22 protein-coding genes are annotated in these 19,084 nt (G+C 59.7%); 9 read left to right on the top strand and 13 right to left on the bottom strand.

Translation table 11 applies throughout. From position 1 onward, the window contains the following. Positions 1 to 119 precede the first annotated feature (119 nt). Complete coding sequence (locus E3O56_RS21020) at positions 120 to 935, bottom strand: SDR family oxidoreductase (protein WP_032880148.1); 816 nt, start codon at positions 933 to 935, stop codon at positions 120 to 122. A 329-nt stretch (positions 936 to 1,264) separates the two neighbouring features. Between E3O56_RS21020 and E3O56_RS21025 the strand changes: the two genes are divergently transcribed. Then, positions 1,265 to 1,417 (top strand): DUF3309 family protein, encoded by a 153-nt coding sequence (locus E3O56_RS21025; RefSeq protein WP_003192767.1) that lies wholly within the window; start codon positions 1,265 to 1,267, stop codon positions 1,415 to 1,417. Positions 1,418 to 1,472: 55 nt separating this feature from the next. On the opposite strand, the gene E3O56_RS21030 is transcribed toward E3O56_RS21025, so the two are convergent. The 5 genes from E3O56_RS21030 to E3O56_RS21050 all read right to left on the bottom strand — a co-directional run bounded on the left by E3O56_RS21030 (position 1,473) and on the right by E3O56_RS21050 (position 7,237). Beyond that, a complete protein-coding gene (locus tag E3O56_RS21030; RefSeq protein ID WP_005789904.1) occupies positions 1,473 to 3,560 on the bottom strand; it encodes an LTA synthase family protein in 2,088 nt (695 codons plus the stop codon). 397 nt (positions 3,561 to 3,957) lie between these two features. Continuing rightward, positions 3,958 to 4,149, bottom strand: coding sequence for a PLDc N-terminal domain-containing protein (locus E3O56_RS21035; RefSeq protein WP_003172956.1), 192 nt, complete (start codon positions 4,147 to 4,149; stop codon positions 3,958 to 3,960). 68 nt (positions 4,150 to 4,217) lie between these two features. Beyond that, a complete protein-coding gene (locus E3O56_RS21040; protein ID WP_005789905.1) occupies positions 4,218 to 4,748 on the bottom strand; it encodes a hypothetical protein in 531 nt (176 codons plus the stop codon). 40 nt (positions 4,749 to 4,788) lie between these two features. Beyond that, a complete protein-coding gene (locus E3O56_RS21045; RefSeq protein ID WP_248128945.1) occupies positions 4,789 to 5,304 on the bottom strand; it encodes an ankyrin repeat domain-containing protein in 516 nt (171 codons plus the stop codon). A gap of 106 nt (positions 5,305 to 5,410) precedes the next feature. Continuing rightward, the gene (locus E3O56_RS21050; protein ID WP_248128946.1) at positions 5,411 to 7,237 is read right to left on the bottom strand and encodes a long-chain-acyl-CoA synthetase; all 1,827 of its coding nucleotides are present in this window, start codon (positions 7,235 to 7,237) and stop codon (positions 5,411 to 5,413) included. 405 nt (positions 7,238 to 7,642) lie between these two features. Here E3O56_RS21050 and E3O56_RS21055 point away from each other — a divergent pair, with 405 nt between their 5' ends. Next, positions 7,643 to 7,921: a DUF3509 domain-containing protein gene (locus tag E3O56_RS21055; protein ID WP_003172952.1), complete on the top strand. Its 279-nt coding sequence runs from the start codon at positions 7,643 to 7,645 to the stop codon at positions 7,919 to 7,921. A 58-nt stretch (positions 7,922 to 7,979) separates the two neighbouring features. On the opposite strand, the gene E3O56_RS21060 is transcribed toward E3O56_RS21055, so the two are convergent. The 4 genes from E3O56_RS21060 to aroC all read right to left on the bottom strand — a co-directional run bounded on the left by E3O56_RS21060 (position 7,980) and on the right by aroC (position 11,331). Beyond that, entirely contained in the window at positions 7,980 to 8,249 is a 270-nt protein-coding gene (locus E3O56_RS21060; RefSeq protein WP_032880144.1) for a helix-turn-helix transcriptional regulator, read from the bottom strand. 209 nt (positions 8,250 to 8,458) lie between these two features. Continuing rightward, on the bottom strand, positions 8,459 to 8,989 hold the full coding sequence (locus tag E3O56_RS21065; RefSeq protein WP_248128947.1) for an acireductone dioxygenase: 531 nt from the start codon (positions 8,987 to 8,989) through the stop codon (positions 8,459 to 8,461). Next, positions 8,986 to 10,149, bottom strand: a complete 1,164-nt coding sequence (locus E3O56_RS21070) for an MFS transporter (RefSeq protein ID WP_032880141.1) — start codon at positions 10,147 to 10,149, stop codon at positions 8,986 to 8,988. The genes E3O56_RS21065 and E3O56_RS21070 overlap by 4 nt, the downstream gene beginning before the upstream one ends. Before the next feature lie 90 nt (positions 10,150 to 10,239). Continuing rightward, positions 10,240 to 11,331 (bottom strand): chorismate synthase, encoded by a 1,092-nt coding sequence (gene aroC, locus E3O56_RS21075; RefSeq protein WP_248128948.1) that lies wholly within the window; start codon positions 11,329 to 11,331, stop codon positions 10,240 to 10,242. Positions 11,332 to 11,474: 143 nt separating this feature from the next. Between aroC and E3O56_RS21080 the strand changes: the two genes are divergently transcribed. Together E3O56_RS21080 and E3O56_RS21085 are read left to right on the top strand one after the other, a co-directional pair. Next, complete coding sequence (locus tag E3O56_RS21080) at positions 11,475 to 12,437, top strand: alpha/beta fold hydrolase (protein ID WP_248128949.1); 963 nt, start codon at positions 11,475 to 11,477, stop codon at positions 12,435 to 12,437. Between the two features lie 99 nt (positions 12,438 to 12,536). Beyond that, the gene (locus E3O56_RS21085) at positions 12,537 to 13,340 is read left to right on the top strand and encodes a hypothetical protein (RefSeq protein WP_005789918.1); all 804 of its coding nucleotides are present in this window, start codon (positions 12,537 to 12,539) and stop codon (positions 13,338 to 13,340) included. Between the two features lie 128 nt (positions 13,341 to 13,468). On the opposite strand, the gene prmB is transcribed toward E3O56_RS21085, so the two are convergent. Further along, positions 13,469 to 14,377 (bottom strand): 50S ribosomal protein L3 N(5)-glutamine methyltransferase, encoded by a 909-nt coding sequence (gene prmB / locus E3O56_RS21090; protein WP_032880136.1) that lies wholly within the window; start codon positions 14,375 to 14,377, stop codon positions 13,469 to 13,471. Positions 14,378 to 14,616: 239 nt separating this feature from the next. Here prmB and E3O56_RS21095 point away from each other — a divergent pair, with 239 nt between their 5' ends. The 5 genes from E3O56_RS21095 to E3O56_RS21115 all read left to right on the top strand — a co-directional run bounded on the left by E3O56_RS21095 (position 14,617) and on the right by E3O56_RS21115 (position 17,392). After that, complete coding sequence (locus E3O56_RS21095) at positions 14,617 to 15,207, top strand: cysteine hydrolase family protein (RefSeq protein WP_032880134.1); 591 nt, start codon at positions 14,617 to 14,619, stop codon at positions 15,205 to 15,207. A gap of 136 nt (positions 15,208 to 15,343) precedes the next feature. Further along, positions 15,344 to 15,664: a hypothetical protein gene (locus tag E3O56_RS21100; RefSeq protein WP_248128950.1), complete on the top strand. Its 321-nt coding sequence runs from the start codon at positions 15,344 to 15,346 to the stop codon at positions 15,662 to 15,664. 75 nt (positions 15,665 to 15,739) lie between these two features. Beyond that, positions 15,740 to 16,297, top strand: a complete 558-nt coding sequence (locus E3O56_RS21105) for a Smr/MutS family protein (protein ID WP_005789925.1) — start codon at positions 15,740 to 15,742, stop codon at positions 16,295 to 16,297. 76 nt (positions 16,298 to 16,373) lie between these two features. Then, positions 16,374 to 16,919, top strand: coding sequence for a GTP cyclohydrolase I FolE (gene folE, locus E3O56_RS21110; RefSeq protein WP_005789928.1), 546 nt, complete (start codon positions 16,374 to 16,376; stop codon positions 16,917 to 16,919). Positions 16,920 to 17,020: 101 nt separating this feature from the next. Then, complete coding sequence (locus E3O56_RS21115; RefSeq protein WP_005789930.1) at positions 17,021 to 17,392, top strand: glutathione S-transferase N-terminal domain-containing protein; 372 nt, start codon at positions 17,021 to 17,023, stop codon at positions 17,390 to 17,392. Between the two features lie 48 nt (positions 17,393 to 17,440). Here the strand turns inward: E3O56_RS21115 and E3O56_RS21120 are convergent, their stop codons facing one another. After that, complete coding sequence (locus E3O56_RS21120) at positions 17,441 to 17,761, bottom strand: hypothetical protein (RefSeq protein ID WP_248128951.1); 321 nt, start codon at positions 17,759 to 17,761, stop codon at positions 17,441 to 17,443. Then, positions 17,758 to 19,083, bottom strand: a complete 1,326-nt coding sequence (locus E3O56_RS21125; protein ID WP_248128952.1) for an acyclic terpene utilization AtuA family protein — start codon at positions 19,081 to 19,083, stop codon at positions 17,758 to 17,760. The genes E3O56_RS21120 and E3O56_RS21125 overlap by 4 nt, the downstream gene beginning before the upstream one ends. Position 19,084: the final 1 nt, after the last annotated feature.

Genomic DNA, 19,084 nt, shown 5'->3' on the forward strand with positions numbered 1-19,084 from the left:
TCCTTTTCAAGTAGCAGGACCTGGACCATGCGCCCTTGGAAATGGACCGGCAATGGCTTGCTGGAAAATCAGGCATTACCTACACAGGTAGGTAATTTGCCTGACAGACTTCATCCAAATCAGCCCTTAACGACCTGCGCCTTCGCGCGCATCTTGTCGGCCATCAGAGTCATTTCGTCATACAGCAACTGCGGGTTTTTCTGCTTCAGGGCCCAGGCCATGCGCCCTTGCTCATGGGGCAGGATCATGAATTCGCCCGCGGCCACGCGCTGGTAGATGTAATCGGCGATATCGGTCGCCGAAATAGGTGAACTTTCAAGCAACTTGCCCACCTGCGCCTTCATGGCCGGGGTCGGCCCACGGAAGGAGTCGAGCAGGTTGGTCTGGAAAAACGATGGGCACACCACGTGCACGCCCACTTCCTGCTGCTTGAGCTCGACCAGCAGGCTTTCCGACAACGCCACTACGCCGGCCTTGGCCACGTTGTAGTTGCTCATGGCCGGCCCCTGCATCAATGCAGCCATCGACGCGATGTTGATGATCCGGCCCTTGCTCTTCTCCAACAGCGGCAGGAACGCCTTGCAGCCCTTGACCACGCCCATCAGATTGATTGCGATCTGCCAGTCCCAATCCTCCAGGGACAGTTCGGCGAAGAACCCACCCGAGGCCACGCCTGCGTTGTTGACGATCACATCAATGCCGCCGAGCTTGACCTCGCACGCCTGGGCAAACGCGGTGAGCTGGCTGTAGTCGCGCACGTCGCAGCGTTGGATAAACCCTTCACCCCCCGCCTCGCGCACAAGTTTGAGGGTCTCCTGCAAACCGGGCTCACTGACATCCGACAACGCCAACTGCCAGCCCTCACTGGCCCAGCGCAGAGCGATTTCACGACCCAGGCCGGACCCGGCGCCAGTGATCATCATGCGATTTTGCATAGGAAGTAGCCTTGTGGTTTACCGAAGAAGTGACCGGCAGTGTAGCGAAGGTTTTTCCCGCACCCACGCACCATCAGATTGATGAATGCCCCAGGCAAACCGTGGGCCGGGTCGCAGGCACGCATATAGCCCAAGTTCAATTTTTTTCAACTGATTAGTTCAAGTTGCGCACGGGTTAAAAGAAATAAACAACTAATCAAAATGTTTTAGAAAAACAATGAATTTTCTGCGAAGTGCATGAGTCGGAATGGTTAAGACGTCCCGATGCACATGGACGAGATAACGGTCAAACAGCCGGTTTTTGCACAGAACCTATAAGGAATAAAACCATGAGCCTCATTCTAATCATTATCCTGATCCTTCTGTTGGTCGGCGGCCTGCCAGTGTTCCCGCACTCGCGTAACTGGGGTTATGGACCGTCGGGTATCCTGGGTGTGGTGCTGGTCGTCCTGCTGGTGCTGTTGTTGCTCGGCAAGATATAAAAGCCGGGACAAAAAAAGAGGCCTCGATCGAGGCCTCTTTTTTATTGCCGGTCAGTTAGTCCGGCTTACCATCTACAACACCTGCGGTGTTATCCAGCAGGCTCTTGGTAGCGGTCTGCAGGAACGACTCAAGTTTCTGCTTGAGCGCAGCTTCGTCCGGCGACTCAGGGATCACCTTGCCAGTCGGTTCGGCGCCCAGGGTGTATTCCCACAACTTGGGTGGCATTTCCTTGGGCAATACCAGTACGCGGTCAGCGGTAAGCAAGGCCACGGTCTGGTCGCTGCCCGATGGCTTGATCACGCCGAAGCCCTTGTCGCCTTCCGGCAGGTTCAACAGGTCACGCCCCCAGCACTGGTGCAACGTGTCGCCACCCAGGCGGCCCATGATGGTCGGCACGATGTCGATCTGGGTGCCCACGGTGTGGTCACGTACGCCGAACTTTTCCTGCATGCCAGGTGCGATCATCAGCATCGGCACGTTGAAGCGGCCCAGGTCCATTTCAGTGATCTGTTGCTCGTTGCCGAAACCGTGGTCGCCCACAATCACGAACAGCGTTTCCTTGAAGTACGGCTCCTTGCGGGCCTTTTCAAAGAACTGGCCCAAGGCCCAGTCAGAGTAGCGCATGGCCGTCAAATGCTCGTTGAGGCTGCCACGGTCGGTGACTTTTTCAACCGGCAATGGCGTCGGCAACGCGTACGGGGTGTGGTTGGACAAGGTTTGCAGCAATGCGTAGAACGGCTTGCCGCCTTCACGGGCTTTGAGTTCCTCCAGGCCACGGTTGAACATGTCCTGGTCGGACACGCCCCATGTCGGGTCGGAGAACACCGGGTCGACAAAGTCATTACGGCCGATGAAGTTGGTCATGCCCTGGTTGCTGAAGAAGCCCGACTGGTTGTCCCAGGCGAAATCGCCGTTGTAGACATACACATCGTCGAAATCACGCGCACTGAGCAACTGCGGCAGGCCCGACAACTTGTGGCTGCCTTCCGGGGTCTGCATCAGGTATTCGAAGCCCGGCAGGTTCGGGAAGCAGGCCATGGTGGCGAACATACCCTGGTGGGTGTGGGTACCGTTGGAGAAGAAGCGGTCGAACAGCAAGCCTTCCTTGGTCAGCTTGTCGAAGTACGGCGTGATATTGCCCGGACGCCCCAACGCGCCCACCGAGTGACCGGCAAAGCTTTCCATCAGGATCACTACGACGTTCTTGATCGGCAGAGTCTTCTCGGCCGGCGGCGTGAAATCACGGCGCACGGCAGCGGTGTCGGTATCCACCAGTTTTTCGCTCGGCAACACCAGCATGTCGCGCACGGTCTGGGTGGCCAGCGGTTGTTCGAGGGTGGCTTTCCAGATGTTGGCACGGTCTTCACCGAACCGCGCCTTGGCCGCCGCGATCAGCGACAGGGTGCCATTGAGGCCCAACTGGTTGGCGAAGTTCGAATCGGTGGTGTAGACATCCCCCCAACGCAATGGCGGGCCCTGACGCAGGGTGCCGCGAATGGCGACCACGGCGACCAGCAGGCAAACCACGAATACAGCGATGCGGCTGTACCACGGAGCCACCTGGCGCGTGCTGATCGTACCGCCGCTGAACGGGCCACGCGGGCGCGTTGCACGGTCGGCGCCCTTGAAGGCCATGCTCAGGATCAGCGTGCCCACGGCCCAGGCCAGCAGGTAGCGCACCACCGGGAAACCGTACCAGAGCATGCTCATCACGGTTTTCGGGTCTTCCTTCACATACTGGAAGACCAGGCCGTTGAGGCGCTGGTGGAATTCACGGTAGAAGTCCATTTCCATCAGCCCCAGGAACAAGGCGATGCTGGACACGACGGTCAGCCACAAACGGAAGAAACCCCGTGCCGCCATGGCCCGTACACTGAACAACGCCAGCAGCAACGGGATCAGCAGGTACATCACCAAGCGGATATCCAGGCGCAGGCCATTGGCGAACGCTTCCAGGAACGTCGAGGCCGGCGTGTCCAGGATCATCTCGCGGTTGTAGACCAGCAACGCCAGGCGCAGCAGGGAGAACATCACCATCATGACCAGTGCGCAGAGCAGCGTGTACGCCAGATGGGATTTGACGGTCGGTTGCAGCAGGCGATTTGAAGCTCGCTGCTGATTCAGGGCGTCCGGGTTTGCCATGTCGTTTTAGGACCCATTGGAAGTTTAAGTTGCGAAATAATGCAGTGACGTCCGCCCTCGCCCAGGCTGGCTGGGGTAAGCGGTTTACGCGGTGGCACAAATGGTGCCCGATCAAGGCCGGCAAGGCTATTAATTACTGAACGTGCAACCTTGTCGTGTCTTTAAAGGCCCCAGGGATAGAGCCTTGGCAGGCGAATAAAGCCGGCAAATTGTCTTGGATGGAATGTGAAAATTCTGTACAGCGAATATTTCGATACACAAATTTTTCGAACAAATGTGGGAGGGGGCTTGCTCCCGATAGCGGTGTGTCAGTGAGCTTATTTGTCACTGATCCACCGCTATCGGGAGCAAGCCCCCTCCCACATTGACTGCGCCGACTCCAAGAGGAGTGAGGCGCTCAGATCCGCACGTTACCGCGTGGCCCGGCGATAGCCCAGATAATCAGACCCAGTACCGGCAACAGCAGGATCAACAGGATCCACAGCACTTTGGCGCCCGTACTTGCGCCGCTTTTGAACACGTTGATGATCGCCCAGATATCCAGCGCGAGGATGATCAGGCCAATCAGGCCGTTGAAAGTGGAACCCATGGTGTCGCTCCTAAGTGAGGGCATGCACTTGTAGGATAGTCAGCCTTGGCGGGGGTTCCGTTTTAATTTCAGACGTGCACGGCGATCTTCAATGCCTCAAGCGACGGCTCAGCCTTGATGCCGACTTCAGCGCACAGTTGCAGCACGCGCGGCAGGTCGTTGCCGAACACCAATACCGCCTGGATCTCATCATCGAGCAACTGACTGAAGTTCATCAGCACATAACCGCCGTCTTCCGGGCTCAAGGCGCTCATCTGAATCTGGATGCGGTTCAACGCGGTCAGGTCTTCAGTCTTGGTCAATTGCTTGGGCTTGAGATTGAACGCCACGCCCGGACCAAACGAGGCGACGATCTGCGCGAACAGGTCGCCGTAGGTATCAGCCTGAAACAACACCGTGTCGGGCAGGCTGCCGACCACCACCCACTCCCCCAGCGGTATCGGGAAGCTGTCGTCGTAGTTGATATCCGGGTTAGCCGCCAGGAAAGCGGCCGGGTCTGCGTAGGCTTGCGCCGCTTCGTCGGCAATACGTGCCACCTCGTCCTCAGCCATGACGCCGGCGCTGATTTTGCTGATGAGTTCGACGAGCGCGGTTTTCATGGGCGATCCTGTAGCGGGCGGGTTTTCGAGGGCGCGTAGCCTACACCAGTTTCTGCAACTGCGCCGCCGTATCCACCGCGCCCATGGTCTGTGCCGCAGCCAGTGCCGTGGCACCTTGAGCGTCGGTAGCCTTGGGATTGGCGCCTTGACCGAGCAGGTATTCGACCATTTCAACGCGGTTGAACATCGCCGCCATCATCAACGCCGTACGCCCATCCGATGAGGCCGCCTCAACCGGCGTACCGCCTTCGATCAGGGCCCTAACCACCGGCAGGTTGCCTTTGAACGCCGCGCCGGCAATCGGCAACTGGTTCTTGTCATTGGCGATCAAGGGGTCGGCCTTGAATTCCAGCAGTACTTTTACCGCCTCGGCGTGTCCGTGGTAGGCCGCGAGCATCAATAAGGTGTCGCCATTGTGATTACGAAAGTTGGCCGGCAAGCCCTTGGCCAATAACGCAGCAAGCATGGCTGCATCGCCGCGGCGGGCCACGTCGAAGACCTGCTCGGCAAATTCGGCGGCTTCGTCTTCGGTCATTTGTTTAGGCTGATCTGACATGGGGGCTCCTTGCTGAGGCGGCTTGTGTAACTGAATAAGGCGCCCAGTGTCGCGATGGAGTTCCCCCCTGTCATGGCTTTTTTGTCAAAAGCCGCCATAGCCAGAATCAATAACGAAAGTGCCCGCCCTGGATCTGCGCCAATAATTGCCCGGTAACCGGCACATAGCTCTGCGAACCTGGCAGCCAGGCGTACACCGGGTCATTGCCGGCCTTGGCCGGGTCGAATGCTTCCTCTTTGAGTTTCATTTTCTGGTACTTGAAGGTGCCGGTGGTTTCCATTTTTACCTTGATCCGCAGGAACAGCGGCACCGCATAGTGCGGCAACTGGCCGTGGGCAAATTGCAGCAGTTCGCGCATGTCCAGGGCAGCCAGAGACTCACTCGGGGTGATGGCGACCATGCCAGCACGGCCATTGGTGTTCGCGATCTCGACACCATAAGCCACCACTTCGGCGATTTGCGGGTGTTGCAGCAGCACGTTTTCCACTTCGGTGGTCGAGACGTTTTCACCCTTCCATCGGTAGGTGTCCCCCAGGCGATCGACAAATTGCGCATGACCGAAGCCGATGCTGCGTACCAGATCGCCAGTATTGAAATACCGGTCGCCCTTCTCGAACACGTCGCTGATCACCACTTTGCGATTTTTTTGCGGGTCGGTGTAGCCATCGAACGGTGACTTTTCATCGATCTTCGCCAGCAACAAGCCCTGCCCGCCCGTTGAGACCTTGTGCATGAACCCATCACTGCCGCGCAACGGTTCCCCTGTGTCCGGAGCGTAATCCACCAACGCCCAATGCTGCAGGCAAAAGCCGATGGTGTTGTCAAAATTCAGCACGTTGGTAAAACCGATATTGCCGTCACTGGCCGCATACAGTTCGCAAATATGCTCCACCTCATAGCGCTGTTTGAACTGCGCCCATACACCGGGGCGCAGGCCATTGCCGACCATCTTGGTCACGCGGTTATCGCGATCCTGTTCGCTGGGGGGCTGGTCGAGCAAATAGCGGCATAACTCACCGACATAGCCGAGGGTGGTCGCGTTGAACTTGCGCGCATCCTCCCAGAACTGGCTGGCGCTGAACTTGCGCCGAATGGCGAAGCCGGACGCGCCGATAATGGCCGAGCCCCAGCACACGCACAAACCGGTGCCGTGGTACAGCGGCAAGGTGCAATAGAGAACGTCGTGCGGTGCCATGTCCAGGGCAATCCTGCCGAAGCTCACAGCGGTTTTGGTCCAGCGCCCATGCTTCATGATGCCGGCCTTGGGCAAGCCGGTGGTGCCGGAGGTGTAGATATAGAAGCAGGGATCGTTGTAGGAAATCTGCGCGCAGATCGCAAGGTTGTCCACCGGGTGCCCGGCACTGGCCGCCATCAGGTCGATGTAGCCCTCAGGAACTGCGCCATCGGGTTGATCCGCCACAAACCAAGTGCGCTCGGCCGGGATCTGCACCTGATCGCGCACCGCTGCGTAGGCGCTCAGCAACTCTGCCCCCACCACAATGGCAACCGGGTCGACCAGCGTCAGGCTGTGCACCAGCGTCCCCTGGGTTTGCGACGTATTGAGCATGGCGCAGACGCCGCCCAGCTTGGCCACGGCCAACACGTTGAGCAGCAACTCGGGGCGATTTTCAATTAACAGCGCTACCACGTCGCCTTTGCGAATGCCCTGGTCATGCAGGTGATGGGCGATGCGATTGGCCTGCTGATTGGCGTCGCGATAGCTGATCACCTGGTCAGCGTAAAGCAGCGCGGCACCGTCAGGATTGCGCAAGGTCGCTTGCTCGAAATGCCAGCCCAGGCCGCAGGGTTGCCTGGGGTCGGTGACATTGGCCGCGCGCATGCCGCGTACCACACGCGGGAGCGCCCGAACGATGGCAGGCACCTTTCGCAGCATCATGCCCCAGGTAATCATGTCGTTTTGCCGATGGCTCATGGCGGGACTTCCTTTTTCTTATTTTTGGTCGAGTCCAGATACCTGACGAGCTTGTAAGCACTCGCCAATGCGTTACAGGAAAATACGTCAGCCCTTCTTGGGCTGTACACGCGGGATTTGAAAAGTTTTGTATCCCAAAGGGCAGTCGCCGCAGGCAACGGAATTTTCCGGCAAAAAAGGCGGTCAATAGCTGTAAGGCAAGCCCGACACCTTCGCAAAGGCGCCGACTAAATAACGCAAAATGCAGGATGCACGATGGCCTTTCATGCAAATTGCACGAAAATGAAAATTCGATTATTTTATAAGTATCTGATTTTTAAAGACTTTTTTCTTTAAGCAATACTGGCACAATCACTGCACCTATCACTCCATGCTTGCCAACTTGAGCCAATGGAGCTGATAGACATGAGCCTGATCCAAGATAAATTCGCTTCGGTATTCTCCAACTACGACGTCACCACCCAGCCACGTCCTGACGGTGGGATCCTGTTGACCCTGCGCAACAGCGAAGGCAAACAGGTCAAGCGCTCGATCTCGTACCAGCAATTGCACACCGCCGATCAATTGACCTGGGTGATCAGCGCCATTCGCCGTGACCTGGCCGAACAAGCCAGCGAGCTGCCGCAGATTTCCATGCTGCAAAGCCAGAACCGCTTTGCGCTGCCGACCTACCATTCGGCATAAGCGACAGACATGAAAAGGGCCGCGACGCCGTTGAGCGTCGCGGCCCTTTTTTGTGCCTTCAGCACAAGCCTTGGCGAGTGGCTTCGTTTTTCGCCTGTACCCGGTTGGTCACGTCCAGCTTGCCGTAGATATTGCGCAGATGAAACTTCACCGCCGCTTCGGAGGTGCCGCGAATCTGGCTGATCTCCCAGATGGTCTTGCCCTCGGAAGCCCACCGCAGGATTTCCAGCTCCGTTGGGGTCAGGGGCTTGCCGGACAAGTTCAGGCGTTTTCTGATAGCCGTCGGCACGCTATCGATGGGGGCACACGTCTGCTCTGGGCTGCTCATCGCTCTCTCCTTATATCTGCTGATGCGGCACCGCCTTTCGGACTCCTCCTATTGACAGATGACATAAACATTGGCGCCGCACAGAGAGTTACATAACCAGCGGAGTGAAAGCGTACAACACAGAACAAACAGCTTCGCCCTACGAATATTCAGGCGTTTTCCCACAACAAGTTCCAACTTGCCCGGGTTGAACATTTAGATATTTATGCTTAGTCGTCCAGCCCTGGAAAACGCGCGGCAATGTTATCTGCGCTGAACGTCGGCACCTCGCCCTGAGCGGTGTTGAACAAACGCAGCGCCACCAAGTGCGGGTTCTCGCCGATGTCGAGCCAGTGCGACATACCCGCCGGGATAACCAACAGGTCATTTTTCTCGGCGCGCACGCCGTATACATAATCACCCACATGCAGCATGAACAGGCCTTGGCCGGCGATAAAGAAATACGCGTTATCTTCACGGCAGGTGCGCTCTACCAGGAAGGGGTCACGCAATTCATGCATCTGGGGATGGTCGCCCGTCACGCTGATCACCTTCGCCGTGGCATAGCCGAGCGCATCGATCTGTGGACGGTACGCCGCGATCATTTGCGCGTCACTGGCGCCTTTCTCGATAACGCTGGGCTGCCAACGTTCAAAGCCTATGCGGTGTTCGGCCAGGGTCGACTGGATGTCGTCGAAATGGGTCAGCACCTTGTTGGGTGTGTCCGCGGTGGCGATGTGGTAAACGGCTACGTAACTCATTGCACGGTTCCTTGATTCGGCTCTTGCAATCGAAGGCCAATGATAATGGCGGCGGCCAGCGCAGCGACGCTGGCGATACTGAACGTCAGGGTCGGGCCCAGCAGGTTCCAGCTATAACCGGAATACAGGGCGCCGAGGGCACCGCCAGTACCGGCCAAGGCAGCGTACAGGGCTTGGCCCTGGCCTTGCTGACGGTCACCGAAGCTGCGCTGCACAAAGGCAATCGCCGCCGCGTGAAAACTGCCGAATGTGGCTGCGTGCAGGAGCTGCGCCAACAGCAACACCCAGAAAAATTCGGCAAAGGAGCCCAGCAGCAACCAGCGCAGCGCCGCCAGCACAAAGCTGGCCAGCAGCACCCGGCGCACCGAAAAACGCGCCAGGATACGGCTCATGGCCAGGAACATCAGGACCTCCGCCACCACCCCCAGGGCCCACAACATCCCGATCACGCCACGGCTGTAGCCCAAGTGTTCCAGGTGCAGGGTGAGGAAGGTGTAATACGGGCCATGGCTCATTTGCATCAATGCCACGCAGGCATAGAACGCCAGCACCCCGGGGCTGCGCAATTGCTTGAGGAAACCGTCACCGGCCAAGCGATTGCCATGGCTGGCAGGCTGGGCATTGGGCACCCACAGGCTGGCGCCGATGATGCCGGCCATGATCACTACCACCACGACCGGGTAGATATCCAGGCTCAGCCAGTCGAACAGCCGCCCCATGATCACTACAGTGAGGATAAAGCCGATGGAGCCCCACAGACGGATCTGGCTGTAGCGCGAGGTTTGCTTGTGCAGATGGGCCAGGGTGATGACCTCAAACTGCGGCAGCACCGCGTGCCAGAAGAATGCGTGCAGGGCCATGACCATCGCCAGCCAGGCGTAGGTCTTGCTGACGAAGATCAGGCAGAAACTGGCCAGGGTACAGGCCGCGCCAAATCGCACAATGGCCAGGCGCCGGCCGGTGAAGTCGCCGATCCAGCCCCACAGGTTAGGCGCCACGCAGCGCATCAGCATGGGGATGGCCACCAGTTCGCCGATACGCGCGCTGGAAAAGCCCAGGTGATCGAAGTACAACGCCAGGAACGGCGCCGTCGCCCCGAGCAGGGCGAAGTAGAACAGGTAAAAGCTGGAAAGGCGCCAATATGGGAGCGGTGGGGTCATTTTATTGGGGCTGCTTCGCAGCCCGGCGCGAGCAAGCTCGCTCGCCACAACAAGCGCACTCACCCTGGCAAGCTCGCTTGCCGGCGGCGATCACAGTTGGCCCAGTACCGGCGTGGTCACGCGCACATCGGCATTTTGCCCACGGTTGCGCAGCAGGTGGTCCATCAACACGATGGCCATCATGGCTTCGGCAATCGGTGTGGCGCGGATGCCGACGCACGGGTCATGACGGCCCTTGGTGATCACGTCCACCGGGTTGCCGTGTACATCGATCGAACGGCCCGGTGTGGTAATGCTTGAGGTCGCCTTGAGCGCCAGGTGCGCAACAATCGGTTGGCCGGAGGAAATACCGCCAAGGATGCCACCCGCATTGTTGCTGAGGAAACCTTCAGGCGTCAGCTCATCGCGATGTTCGGTTCCGCGCTGGGCAACACAGGCGAAGCCTGCGCCGATTTCCACGCCTTTGACCGCGTTGATGCTCATCAGCGCGTGGGCCAGTTCGGCGTCGAGGCGGTCGAAGATCGGCTCGCCCAGGCCCGGCTTGACGCCTTCGGCCACCACGGTGATCTTGGCACCGACGGAGTCCTGGTCGCGGCGCAACTGGTCCATATAGGCCTCCAGCTCCGGCACCTTGTCCGGGTCGGGACAGAAGAAGGCGTTGTCTTGCACGCTGTCCCAGCTCTTGAACGGGATCTCAATCGGACCCAACTGGCTCATGTAGCCACGGATGACGATGCCCTGGGTGGCCAGGTATTTCTTGGCGATGGCACCGGCGGCCACGCGCATGGCGGTTTCACGCGCCGAGCTGCGGCCACCGCCGCGGTAGTCGCGCTCGCCGTATTTATGGTGGTAGGTGTAGTCGGCATGGGACGGACGGAACACATCCTTGATTGCCGAGTAGTCCTTGGACTTCTGGTCGGTGTTGCGAATCAACAAGCCAATGGCGCAGCCGGTGGTGCGGCCCTCGAACACCCCGGAAAGGATTTCGACTTCGTCCGGCTCCTGGCGCTGGGTGGTGTGGCGGCTGGTGCCGGGCTTGCGGCGGTCGAGGTCATGCTGCAGGTCGTCCAGGGACAGCTCAAGGCCTGGTGGGCAGCCGTCGACAATGGCGACCAACGCCGGGCCATGGCTTTCGCCCGCGGTGGTGACAGTGAACAGCTTGCCGAAGGTATTGCCGGACATGCAGGGCGCTCCGTGAAATCAGTTGAATCAAGTCAACCGTAATAACTTAAGGCGGCCAGTATACGCAGGCTAACCGACTAGTTCATCCTCGAAACCTTACCGGTAGACATTGGTCCAACCGGCACCTCACTGATGATGGCGCGATGATGCTGCGAGTTCTGCTGTTCACCCTCACCCTGTTTACCGCCGCGGTCCAGGCCGCCTCCCCTGTGGTACTGCAACGCCCTATCAGCCTGGACACCGGCAGCGGCCAACTGTTTGGCTCATTATTGTTGCCGCAGTCCGACAAACCGGTGCCGGTGGTGCTGATCATCGCCGGCTCCGGCCCTACCGATCGCAATGGCAACAGCGCCGACGGCGCCCGCAATGACAGCCTCAAGCGCCTGGCCTGGGTGCTTGCCCGACATAACATCGCCAGCGTGCGCTACGACAAGCGCGGGGTCGCCGCCAGCCTGGCCGCCACGCCGGATGAGCGCAACCTCACCCTGGACGCCTATGTGTCCGATGCGGTGGCCTGGGGCAAGCTGCTCAAGGCCGACAAGCGCATGGGCCCGTTGATTGTGCTGGGCCATAGCGAAGGCGCGCTGGTAGCCGCCCTCGCCGCGCCGCAACTGGCGCCGGCCGGGGTGATTTCCCTATCGGGCAGCGCCCGCCCGGTAGACCAGGTGATTCGCCAGCAACTGGCCGATCACTTGCCCCCTGCCCTGTTGTTGCGCAGCAATGAAATCCTCGACCACCTCAAGGCCGGCCAAGTGGATGCCGACGTGCCGCGCCCACTCGAAGGCATCTTCCGACCAAGCGTGCAGCCTTATCTGATCAGCCTGTTCCGCGCCGACCCATCGGCCGCCTTCGCCAGGCTGAACATGCCGGCGTTGATCATCCAGGGCACCAACGATATTCAGGTCGGCGTAGCGGATGCCCAGCAGTTGAAACACGCCAAGCCCGACGCGCAGTTGACGGTTATCGAAGGCATGAACCACGTGATGCGCATCGTGCCCAACAACGTGAAGCAGCAACTGGCGTCCTACAATGACCCGAAACTGCCCCTGGCTGCGGAACTGGGCCAGCGTATCGTCGCGTTTATCGACGGACTTCAACCCCGTTAAGCGACAATTTGCCTCCAGTCCTGGGCAAACCGGCCGATAAGTCCAGAGTCGACAGTAAAAAGACTGTCGGCTTGCTGGGCTTGGACAGGATCGCGCCGCATGACAACCACCGAAGCAACACCCGAATCTACCGCCGACACCTCGACTGCAACCGCGGCCGTCGAGGCGGCGGCCCTGCCGTGGGCGGACGTCCACGCCGAACACTTCAAGATGCTGCGCCTGGCTCCGCTGACCACCGACCGTGCCACTGGCGCACGGCCGTTGCGCTTTGTGCAGTTCGGCTATGCCGAGCGCCACGACAAGCACCACAGCCTGTTGCGCATGGTTATTCAACTGCCCGGCCAGCGAGTACGCCGCGAGCAGAACCACCTGGATATCTGGGTGGACCACGATAAACATCGCGTGCATTTCGGCCCAGGCAACAGCCTGGAAATCGAACCGGCCAACCGGGGGATCGGCCGTTTCCTGGTCGCTCAGGCCGCCGCCTGGGCGAAGAAGAAGTGGTCCCACTACCGCGTCGACGGCGTGGACCTGGCCAACAAGGACGCCCTCAACGAAGCCACGCGCCTGCGTCGTGATCACTTTTTGCGTATCCAGGGATTTGATGTGGCCTATGCCGACGTGCAGCACCTCAAAGGCAATGTGCAGCCGGGCAAGGTTGGCGACGTGCTGGACAGTTGGAACACCGAGAAGGTGCAGTTCGTGGAGATCCTCGAAGCCGCGCAGATGCTGCAACAGGCCGATCAGAACCTGGCGGAACAGGAAGTGAAGCTGCGCAAGGAAGAGGAAAAAGTCATCAAGTTCAAGCGCGAGGACAGCGGGCTGCGCTTTACCATCACGTGCCTGGTGGCGTTTACGGTGTTTCAGGCAGGGTTGTTGATCTGGATTGCCACTCACCGCTGATAGATTGAAATGCAATCAAAATGTGGGAGCTGGCTTGCCTGCGATAGCGATGTATCAGTAGCACAAGTGCAAGCTGACCCACCGCTATCGCAGGCAAGCCAGCTCCCACATTGACCGAGTTTCTGCAGTTATATCCGGGCAGCGAAAACGGCCTGGTGTTGGCGACACTGCTCAGCCGTCAGCATGAACACCCCATGCCCACCCCGCTGGAAGTCCAGCCAGGCAAAGTCGACTTCCGGATACAGCGCGTCAACATGCACCTGGCTGTTGCCCACTTCGACAATCAGCAAACCCTTCTCGGTCAGATGGTCCGCCGCTTCGGCCAGCATCCGGCGTACCAGGTTCAGGCCGTCGTCACCACAGGCCAGGCCCAGTTCCGGCTCGTGCTGGTATTCATCCGGCATGTCGGCAAAATCTTCGGCATCCACATACGGTGGGTTTGACACGATCAGGTCGAATCGCTGGCCGGGCAAGCCGTCAAAACCATCGCCCTGCACGGTATAGACCCGCTCATCGACGCCATGGCGCTCGATATTCTGGTTTGCCACTTCAAGGGCTTCGAAAGACAGGTCACCCAGTACCACTTCGGCCTCCTGGAACTCGTACGCACACGCAATGCCGATGCAACCGGAGCCGGTGCACAGGTCGAGGATGCGCGCCGGCGGCTGCGCCAACCAGGGTTCGAAGCGGTTTTCGATCAGTTCGCCAATCGGTGAACGCGGGATCAACACGCGCTCATCGACAATAAACGACATGCCGCAGAACCACGCCTCTTTCAACAGGTAGGCGGTGGGCACACGCTCGTGAATACGGCGATGCAGTAAACGCTGCACATGGGAGATTTCCTCTTCTTCGAGGTTGCAATCCAGGTAGCTGTCAGCAATTTCCCACGGCAGGTGCAAGGCGCCGAGCACCAATTGCCGGGCTTCGTCCCAGGCATTGTCGGTGCCATGGCCAAAAAACAGGTCTTCCCCATGGAAACGGCTGACAGCCCAACGGATATGGTCGCGCAAAGTGCGCAGGCGGGAAGTGATCACGGGGCAAGCTCCTGGAAAAAACGACTGGCAATTCTAACAGCCTTCACCTGTACCGACGATGTACGAAAACACTGGCGCCGTACGTCGGATTTCATCCAATTGCCCCGCATTGTGTTAAACAAGCCCACCTCTTGACATGGCTGCACGCCAGCAACGGCGTACCTTACGATAGTAGCGATTCACAGAAGCGCTCAGCCAGTGGACAATGTCGCAAAAGCCCCACTCACAGGAGCCCCAGAATGTCCGTTCCAAAGACGATGTTTCAACTCAGCGGTCGCGGTTACGCAGCAGCCAACCTCAGTCATGCGACCCTCGTGATCATCGACGCCCAGAAGGAATACCTCAGCGGCCCGCTCGCCCTCTCGGGCATGGACGCAGCTGTCGCTAATATCAAACAACTGGTCAGCGCCGCGCGCAATGCCGGGCGCCCGATTGTGCATGTACGCCACTTGGGTACCGTAGGCGGTCTGTTTGATCCACAGGGCGAGCGCGGCGAATTCATCCCGGGGCTTGAGCCAGAGGGTGACGAAACCATCATCGGCAAGCTGCTGCCGAGCGCCTTCCACGGCACCGGCCTGGAAAAACACTTGCAGGACCTTGGCTCCCTGGACCTGATCGTCTGCGGCTTCATGAGCCACTCCAGCGTCAGCACCACCGTGCGTGCGGCCAAGAACCTGGGCTTTCGCTGCACCCTGGTGGAAGACGCCTGCGCCACTCGCGACCTGCCCTACAAGGGCGGCATCCTGAGCGCCGAACATGTGCAGCACACCGAAATGGCGATCATGGCCGACAACTTCGCCACCCTCGCACTGACTAAAGATCTGATCTGATCATTCTGGCGTTGAGCGGCGTGTTTATTGCTCCGCTCATCCGCAAAGCCCTTTCATTTGGCGCATTTACCCCTCCCTCCGGAACAACCTGTGTATTGTCCGGTCGAAGGGCCGATACCCTGGAGGAAAGGTCGGAATGAAGATATCCGATGGTTTTGATGCTCGTCGCTTGCGCCCCAAGGGCCCGAGCAACTGGCGTCTGCGCCTGATGGCGGGCATTGCCGCGTTGCTGGCGATCATAGGCTTGTTGTTGGCAGGCGCTGGTGGCGCCGGCCTGTTTGGGCATTCGCCGGCACTGGGCGAGCTGAATGCCAGCCCGGGCGGCTCGGCGATCCTGTTGGGGATCGGCCTGCTGGTGCTGTGGTTGGGCGTATGGTTATGGCGCCGCAGCCGTCGGCGGATGCGTCAGCCCTTGTCGTTGAATATCGCCTCGCACCTGATGAAAAAGCACGACTGATGGCGCTTGGATAGCGTTTGCTGCGCCCTGGCCGCCGCGATTTAGGTAAACTGCCCGCCCTTCGCGGAGGCTGACATGCAAGACGACGATTTTTCCCTGTTCAAAAACGAGCTGCGCGGCGTCAAGCCGATCAAGCACGACCGCGCCGACACCGGCAAACCCAAGACCGACCGGGCACAGATCGCCAAGCTGCGCCAGGCCGCGACCGTGCGCAGCGATGCCACTACCGTGGATGGCCTGTCGGATCAGTTCGTGATTGACGTCGGCCCCGAAGACGAGCTGATGTGGGCCCGAGATGGTGTGCAGGAAAGCCAGATGCGCAAGCTCAAGGCCGGCCAGGTCCCGTTCGAAGGCAGCCTCGACCTGCACGGCATGAACGTGGAAAAGGCCCGGGAAACCCTGTGGGCCTTCCTCGCCGAAGCGACTAAATTCGAAATCCGCTGCGTGCGCGTCACCCACGGCAAGGCTGTGCGGCTGGATGGCAAGCGGCCAATGATCAAGAGCCACGTCAACACCTGGCTGCGTCAACATGCCCAGGTGCTCGGCTTTACTTCCTGCCAGGCCCGCCACGGCGGTGCCGGTGCGGTGTATGTGATGCTCAAGCGCACCATGCTCGAAGGCCGCGACGAGTAAAGTGCCATCGTCAGGCTTGCAGCGATGTGCCCGCCACCGTAACCTTGCGCTTTGCGAAAATCCCACAGGTAGTTTCATGTCCCTGGAACAGAATTACACAGAGATTCTCGGCCAACTCGGCGAGGACGTCTCCCGCGAGGGTCTGCTCGACACGCCAAAGCGTGCCGCCAAGGCGATGCAGTACCTTTGCCGCGGTTATGAACAGACGCTCGAAGAAGTCACCAACGGTGCCTTGTTCAGCTCCGATAACAGCGAAATGGTGCTGGTCAAGGACATCGAGCTGTACTCGTTGTGCGAACACCATCTGCTGCCGTTTATCGGCAAGGCCCATGTGGCCTACATCCCAAGCGGCAAAGTGCTGGGCCTGTCGAAGGTTGCACGAATCGTCGACATGTATGCGCGCCGCCTGCAGATCCAGGAAAACCTCAGCCGCCAGATCGCTGATGCGGTGCTGCAAGTGACCGGCGCCCTGGGTGTGGCCGTGGTAATCGAGGCCAAGCACATGTGCATGATGATGCGCGGTGTGGAAAAACAGAATTCGTCGATGATCACCTCGGTGATGCTCGGTGAGTTCCGCGATAACGCGGCCACTCGCAGCGAATTTCTCAGCCTGATCAAGTAACGGGCTGGGTAGGAAAGAACCGGCGTTCATCGCCGGTTTTTTTTCGCCTGCAGAAATCAGGTAAGCTGCGCCCCCTCAGTTATGGGCAAGAGGTAACAGCCATGTTCGTCAAAGCACTTCGAGTGGGCCTCGGCCAGATCATCATCGCGGGCGATTTCCTGACCCGCCCACGCAAAAAGCAGCGCCCCGCCGAACAACAGGCGCGGGTGAACGACGCGGCCAAGGCGCTGACGCTGTACCAATTCCACGCCTGCCCGTTTTGCGTGAAGACCCGCCGCACCCTGCATCGCCTGAACGTGCCGGTAGCCCTGAAGGACGCAAAGAACAACGAGCAGGACCGCCAGACCCTGCTGGAACAAGGCGGCAAGATCAAGGTGCCGTGCCTGCGCATCGAAGAGAACGGCCAGACCACCTGGATGTACGACTCCAAGGTGATCATCGACTACCTGGACAAGCGCTTCGCGGCAATCTGAAGCACGCGACGGTCAATGTAGGAGCAAGCTTGCTCGCTCCTACAGAAATCAGACCAGTGTTGTCAGGTCGAGATCCAGCAATGCCGAGCCCAGGCACTTGCCGTGGGCATCCAGCGCCAGTGAGCGGGTCACGCCCCCACGCAAGATACCCGGCAACACGAAGTTCAGCGCCTGCACATTCGGCAATTCATAACGCCGAACCGGGGCCGCAAGCGGTTCGAGCAAATCCTTGAAAAATTCCGTGACGCGCTCGGCCGTCAGCTGTTCGCACAGCAATGGGTAGTCTTGCGCGCGATAGGCAATGATCGAGATGTTTGACGTGTCGCCCTTATCCCCTGTGCGGGAATGAGCCAGTCTGTGCAGTTTCATTCTTCAATCCTCGGTTTGACCGCTTCACGGGGCAACAGCAACGATGCCACCGCCACCACCTGACGCACGCTCTTGCTCGCCCCACCGCCGCCGGCCGGGCCGTTGGTGTAGAGGGTCTCCACTTCATTGCCAACCCGCACGGCGTCGCTGCGCTCGTCACAACGGGCGGCAACCCGCAGGCGCACTTCCCAAGGCTCGACGCTGCTGCGCGGGCCGTGCAATGAATCCATGCCGATCAATTCGGCGCGCAGGTCCTGCATGTTTACGCCGATCAACGCCAGGCGCTTGAGCACCACGTCCCGCGCCAACTCGGCCCGTGCGACAGCACCGGGACCGCCGTAGGACATCTGCCCTTCACCGATCCAACCGTCCAGATAACCGACGCTGACCTTCAGTTGATCAGGCCGAGCACGCCCGCTCGCCCCCTCAGCGCGCACCCGGTCCACGCCCTCCTCGACAAACCCCACCCGGGAAAAGTCGGCCGTCACATCCGGGGTCAAATAGGCTGCTGGGTCGTGAACTTCATAGATCAGTTGTTCAGCACAGGTCGCGCGACTGACCCGCCCACCGGAGCCTGCCACCTTGGTGATCACCGCATTGCCGTCGGCGTCGATCTCGGCCAGGGGAAAGCCCAGGCGCGCCAGATTCTCCACATCCTTGAAACCGGGATCAGCGAAGTAACCGCCACTGACCTGCCCCGCGCACTCCAGCAAATGCCCCACCAACGTGCCCCGGCCCAATCGTTGCCAATCATCGAAGGCCCAGCCAAACTCGAACATCTGAGGCGCCAGGAACAACGAAGGGTCGGCCACCCGCCCGGTGATGACGACATCGGCGTCGGCGCGCAGCGCCTCAAGAATGCCGTCAACACCCAGGTAGGCATTCGCAGAGATCAACCGCTCGCCAAGGGAGCCAACAGACTGGCCGTTATCCAGCACCTGCTCGGCAGGCAAAGCGTGCAGCACATCATCCCCCACCACCGCGACAACCTTCAGACCCAGGCCCAGCTCTGCAGCAATGCGCCGCACTTCAATGGCCGCCGACACCGGGTTGGCCGCACCCATGTTGGTGATCACCCGTAGGCGTCGACGCCCCGCCCGCTGCCCCACAAAGGGCAAGACACGGCGCATACGCTCAGCGAGCAACGGGTCATAACCGCCCTGCGGGTCGCCGATGCGCGCCTGTTGTGCCAGGGCAATGGTGCGTTCGGCCAGGCATTCGAAGACCAGGTAATCCAGGTCGCCATGTTCGGCCAGTTCCACGGCAGGTTCGATACGGTCACCGGAATAGCCGGCGCCGGAGCCAATGCGCAAGGTGTTCATC

Origin of the sequence: Pseudomonas sp. W2Aug9, from assembly GCF_023127755.1 — a bacterium.
Taxonomy (GTDB): domain Bacteria; phylum Pseudomonadota; class Gammaproteobacteria; order Pseudomonadales; family Pseudomonadaceae; genus Aquipseudomonas; species Aquipseudomonas synxantha_A.

Excerpts from the sequence above, each read along its gene's own strand:
- E3O56_RS21065 (WP_248128947.1), bottom strand. The coding sequence starts at position 8,989 with ATGAGTTACGTAGCCGTTTACCACATCGCCACCGCGGACACACCCAAC.
- E3O56_RS21125 (WP_248128952.1), bottom strand. The coding sequence starts at position 19,083 with ATGAACACCTTGCGCATTGGCTCCGGCGCCGGCTATTCCGGTGACCGT.
- E3O56_RS21040 (WP_005789905.1), bottom strand. The coding sequence starts at position 4,748 with ATGAAAACCGCGCTCGTCGAACTCATCAGCAAAATCAGCGCCGGCGTC.
- E3O56_RS21055 (WP_003172952.1), top strand. The coding sequence starts at position 7,643 with ATGAGCCTGATCCAAGATAAATTCGCTTCGGTATTCTCCAACTACGAC.
- E3O56_RS21020 (WP_032880148.1), bottom strand. The coding sequence starts at position 935 with ATGCAAAATCGCATGATGATCACTGGCGCCGGGTCCGGCCTGGGTCGT.
- aroC (WP_248128948.1), bottom strand. The coding sequence starts at position 11,331 with ATGTCCGGCAATACCTTCGGCAAGCTGTTCACTGTCACCACCGCGGGC.
- E3O56_RS21070 (WP_032880141.1), bottom strand. The coding sequence starts at position 10,149 with ATGACCCCACCGCTCCCATATTGGCGCCTTTCCAGCTTTTACCTGTTC.
- E3O56_RS21085 (WP_005789918.1), top strand. The coding sequence starts at position 12,537 with ATGACAACCACCGAAGCAACACCCGAATCTACCGCCGACACCTCGACT.
- E3O56_RS21105 (WP_005789925.1), top strand. The coding sequence starts at position 15,740 with ATGCAAGACGACGATTTTTCCCTGTTCAAAAACGAGCTGCGCGGCGTC.
- E3O56_RS21025 (WP_003192767.1), top strand. The coding sequence starts at position 1,265 with ATGAGCCTCATTCTAATCATTATCCTGATCCTTCTGTTGGTCGGCGGC.
- E3O56_RS21030 (WP_005789904.1), bottom strand. The coding sequence starts at position 3,560 with ATGGCAAACCCGGACGCCCTGAATCAGCAGCGAGCTTCAAATCGCCTG.
- E3O56_RS21080 (WP_248128949.1), top strand. The coding sequence starts at position 11,475 with ATGATGCTGCGAGTTCTGCTGTTCACCCTCACCCTGTTTACCGCCGCG.
- E3O56_RS21115 (WP_005789930.1), top strand. The coding sequence starts at position 17,021 with ATGTTCGTCAAAGCACTTCGAGTGGGCCTCGGCCAGATCATCATCGCG.
- E3O56_RS21100 (WP_248128950.1), top strand. The coding sequence starts at position 15,344 with ATGAAGATATCCGATGGTTTTGATGCTCGTCGCTTGCGCCCCAAGGGC.
- E3O56_RS21060 (WP_032880144.1), bottom strand. The coding sequence starts at position 8,249 with ATGAGCAGCCCAGAGCAGACGTGTGCCCCCATCGATAGCGTGCCGACG.
- E3O56_RS21035 (WP_003172956.1), bottom strand. The coding sequence starts at position 4,149 with ATGGGTTCCACTTTCAACGGCCTGATTGGCCTGATCATCCTCGCGCTG.
- E3O56_RS21045 (WP_248128945.1), bottom strand. The coding sequence starts at position 5,304 with ATGTCAGATCAGCCTAAACAAATGACCGAAGACGAAGCCGCCGAATTT.
- E3O56_RS21095 (WP_032880134.1), top strand. The coding sequence starts at position 14,617 with ATGTCCGTTCCAAAGACGATGTTTCAACTCAGCGGTCGCGGTTACGCA.
- E3O56_RS21050 (WP_248128946.1), bottom strand. The coding sequence starts at position 7,237 with ATGAGCCATCGGCAAAACGACATGATTACCTGGGGCATGATGCTGCGA.
- E3O56_RS21120 (WP_248128951.1), bottom strand. The coding sequence starts at position 17,761 with ATGAAACTGCACAGACTGGCTCATTCCCGCACAGGGGATAAGGGCGAC.
- folE (WP_005789928.1), top strand. The coding sequence starts at position 16,374 with ATGTCCCTGGAACAGAATTACACAGAGATTCTCGGCCAACTCGGCGAG.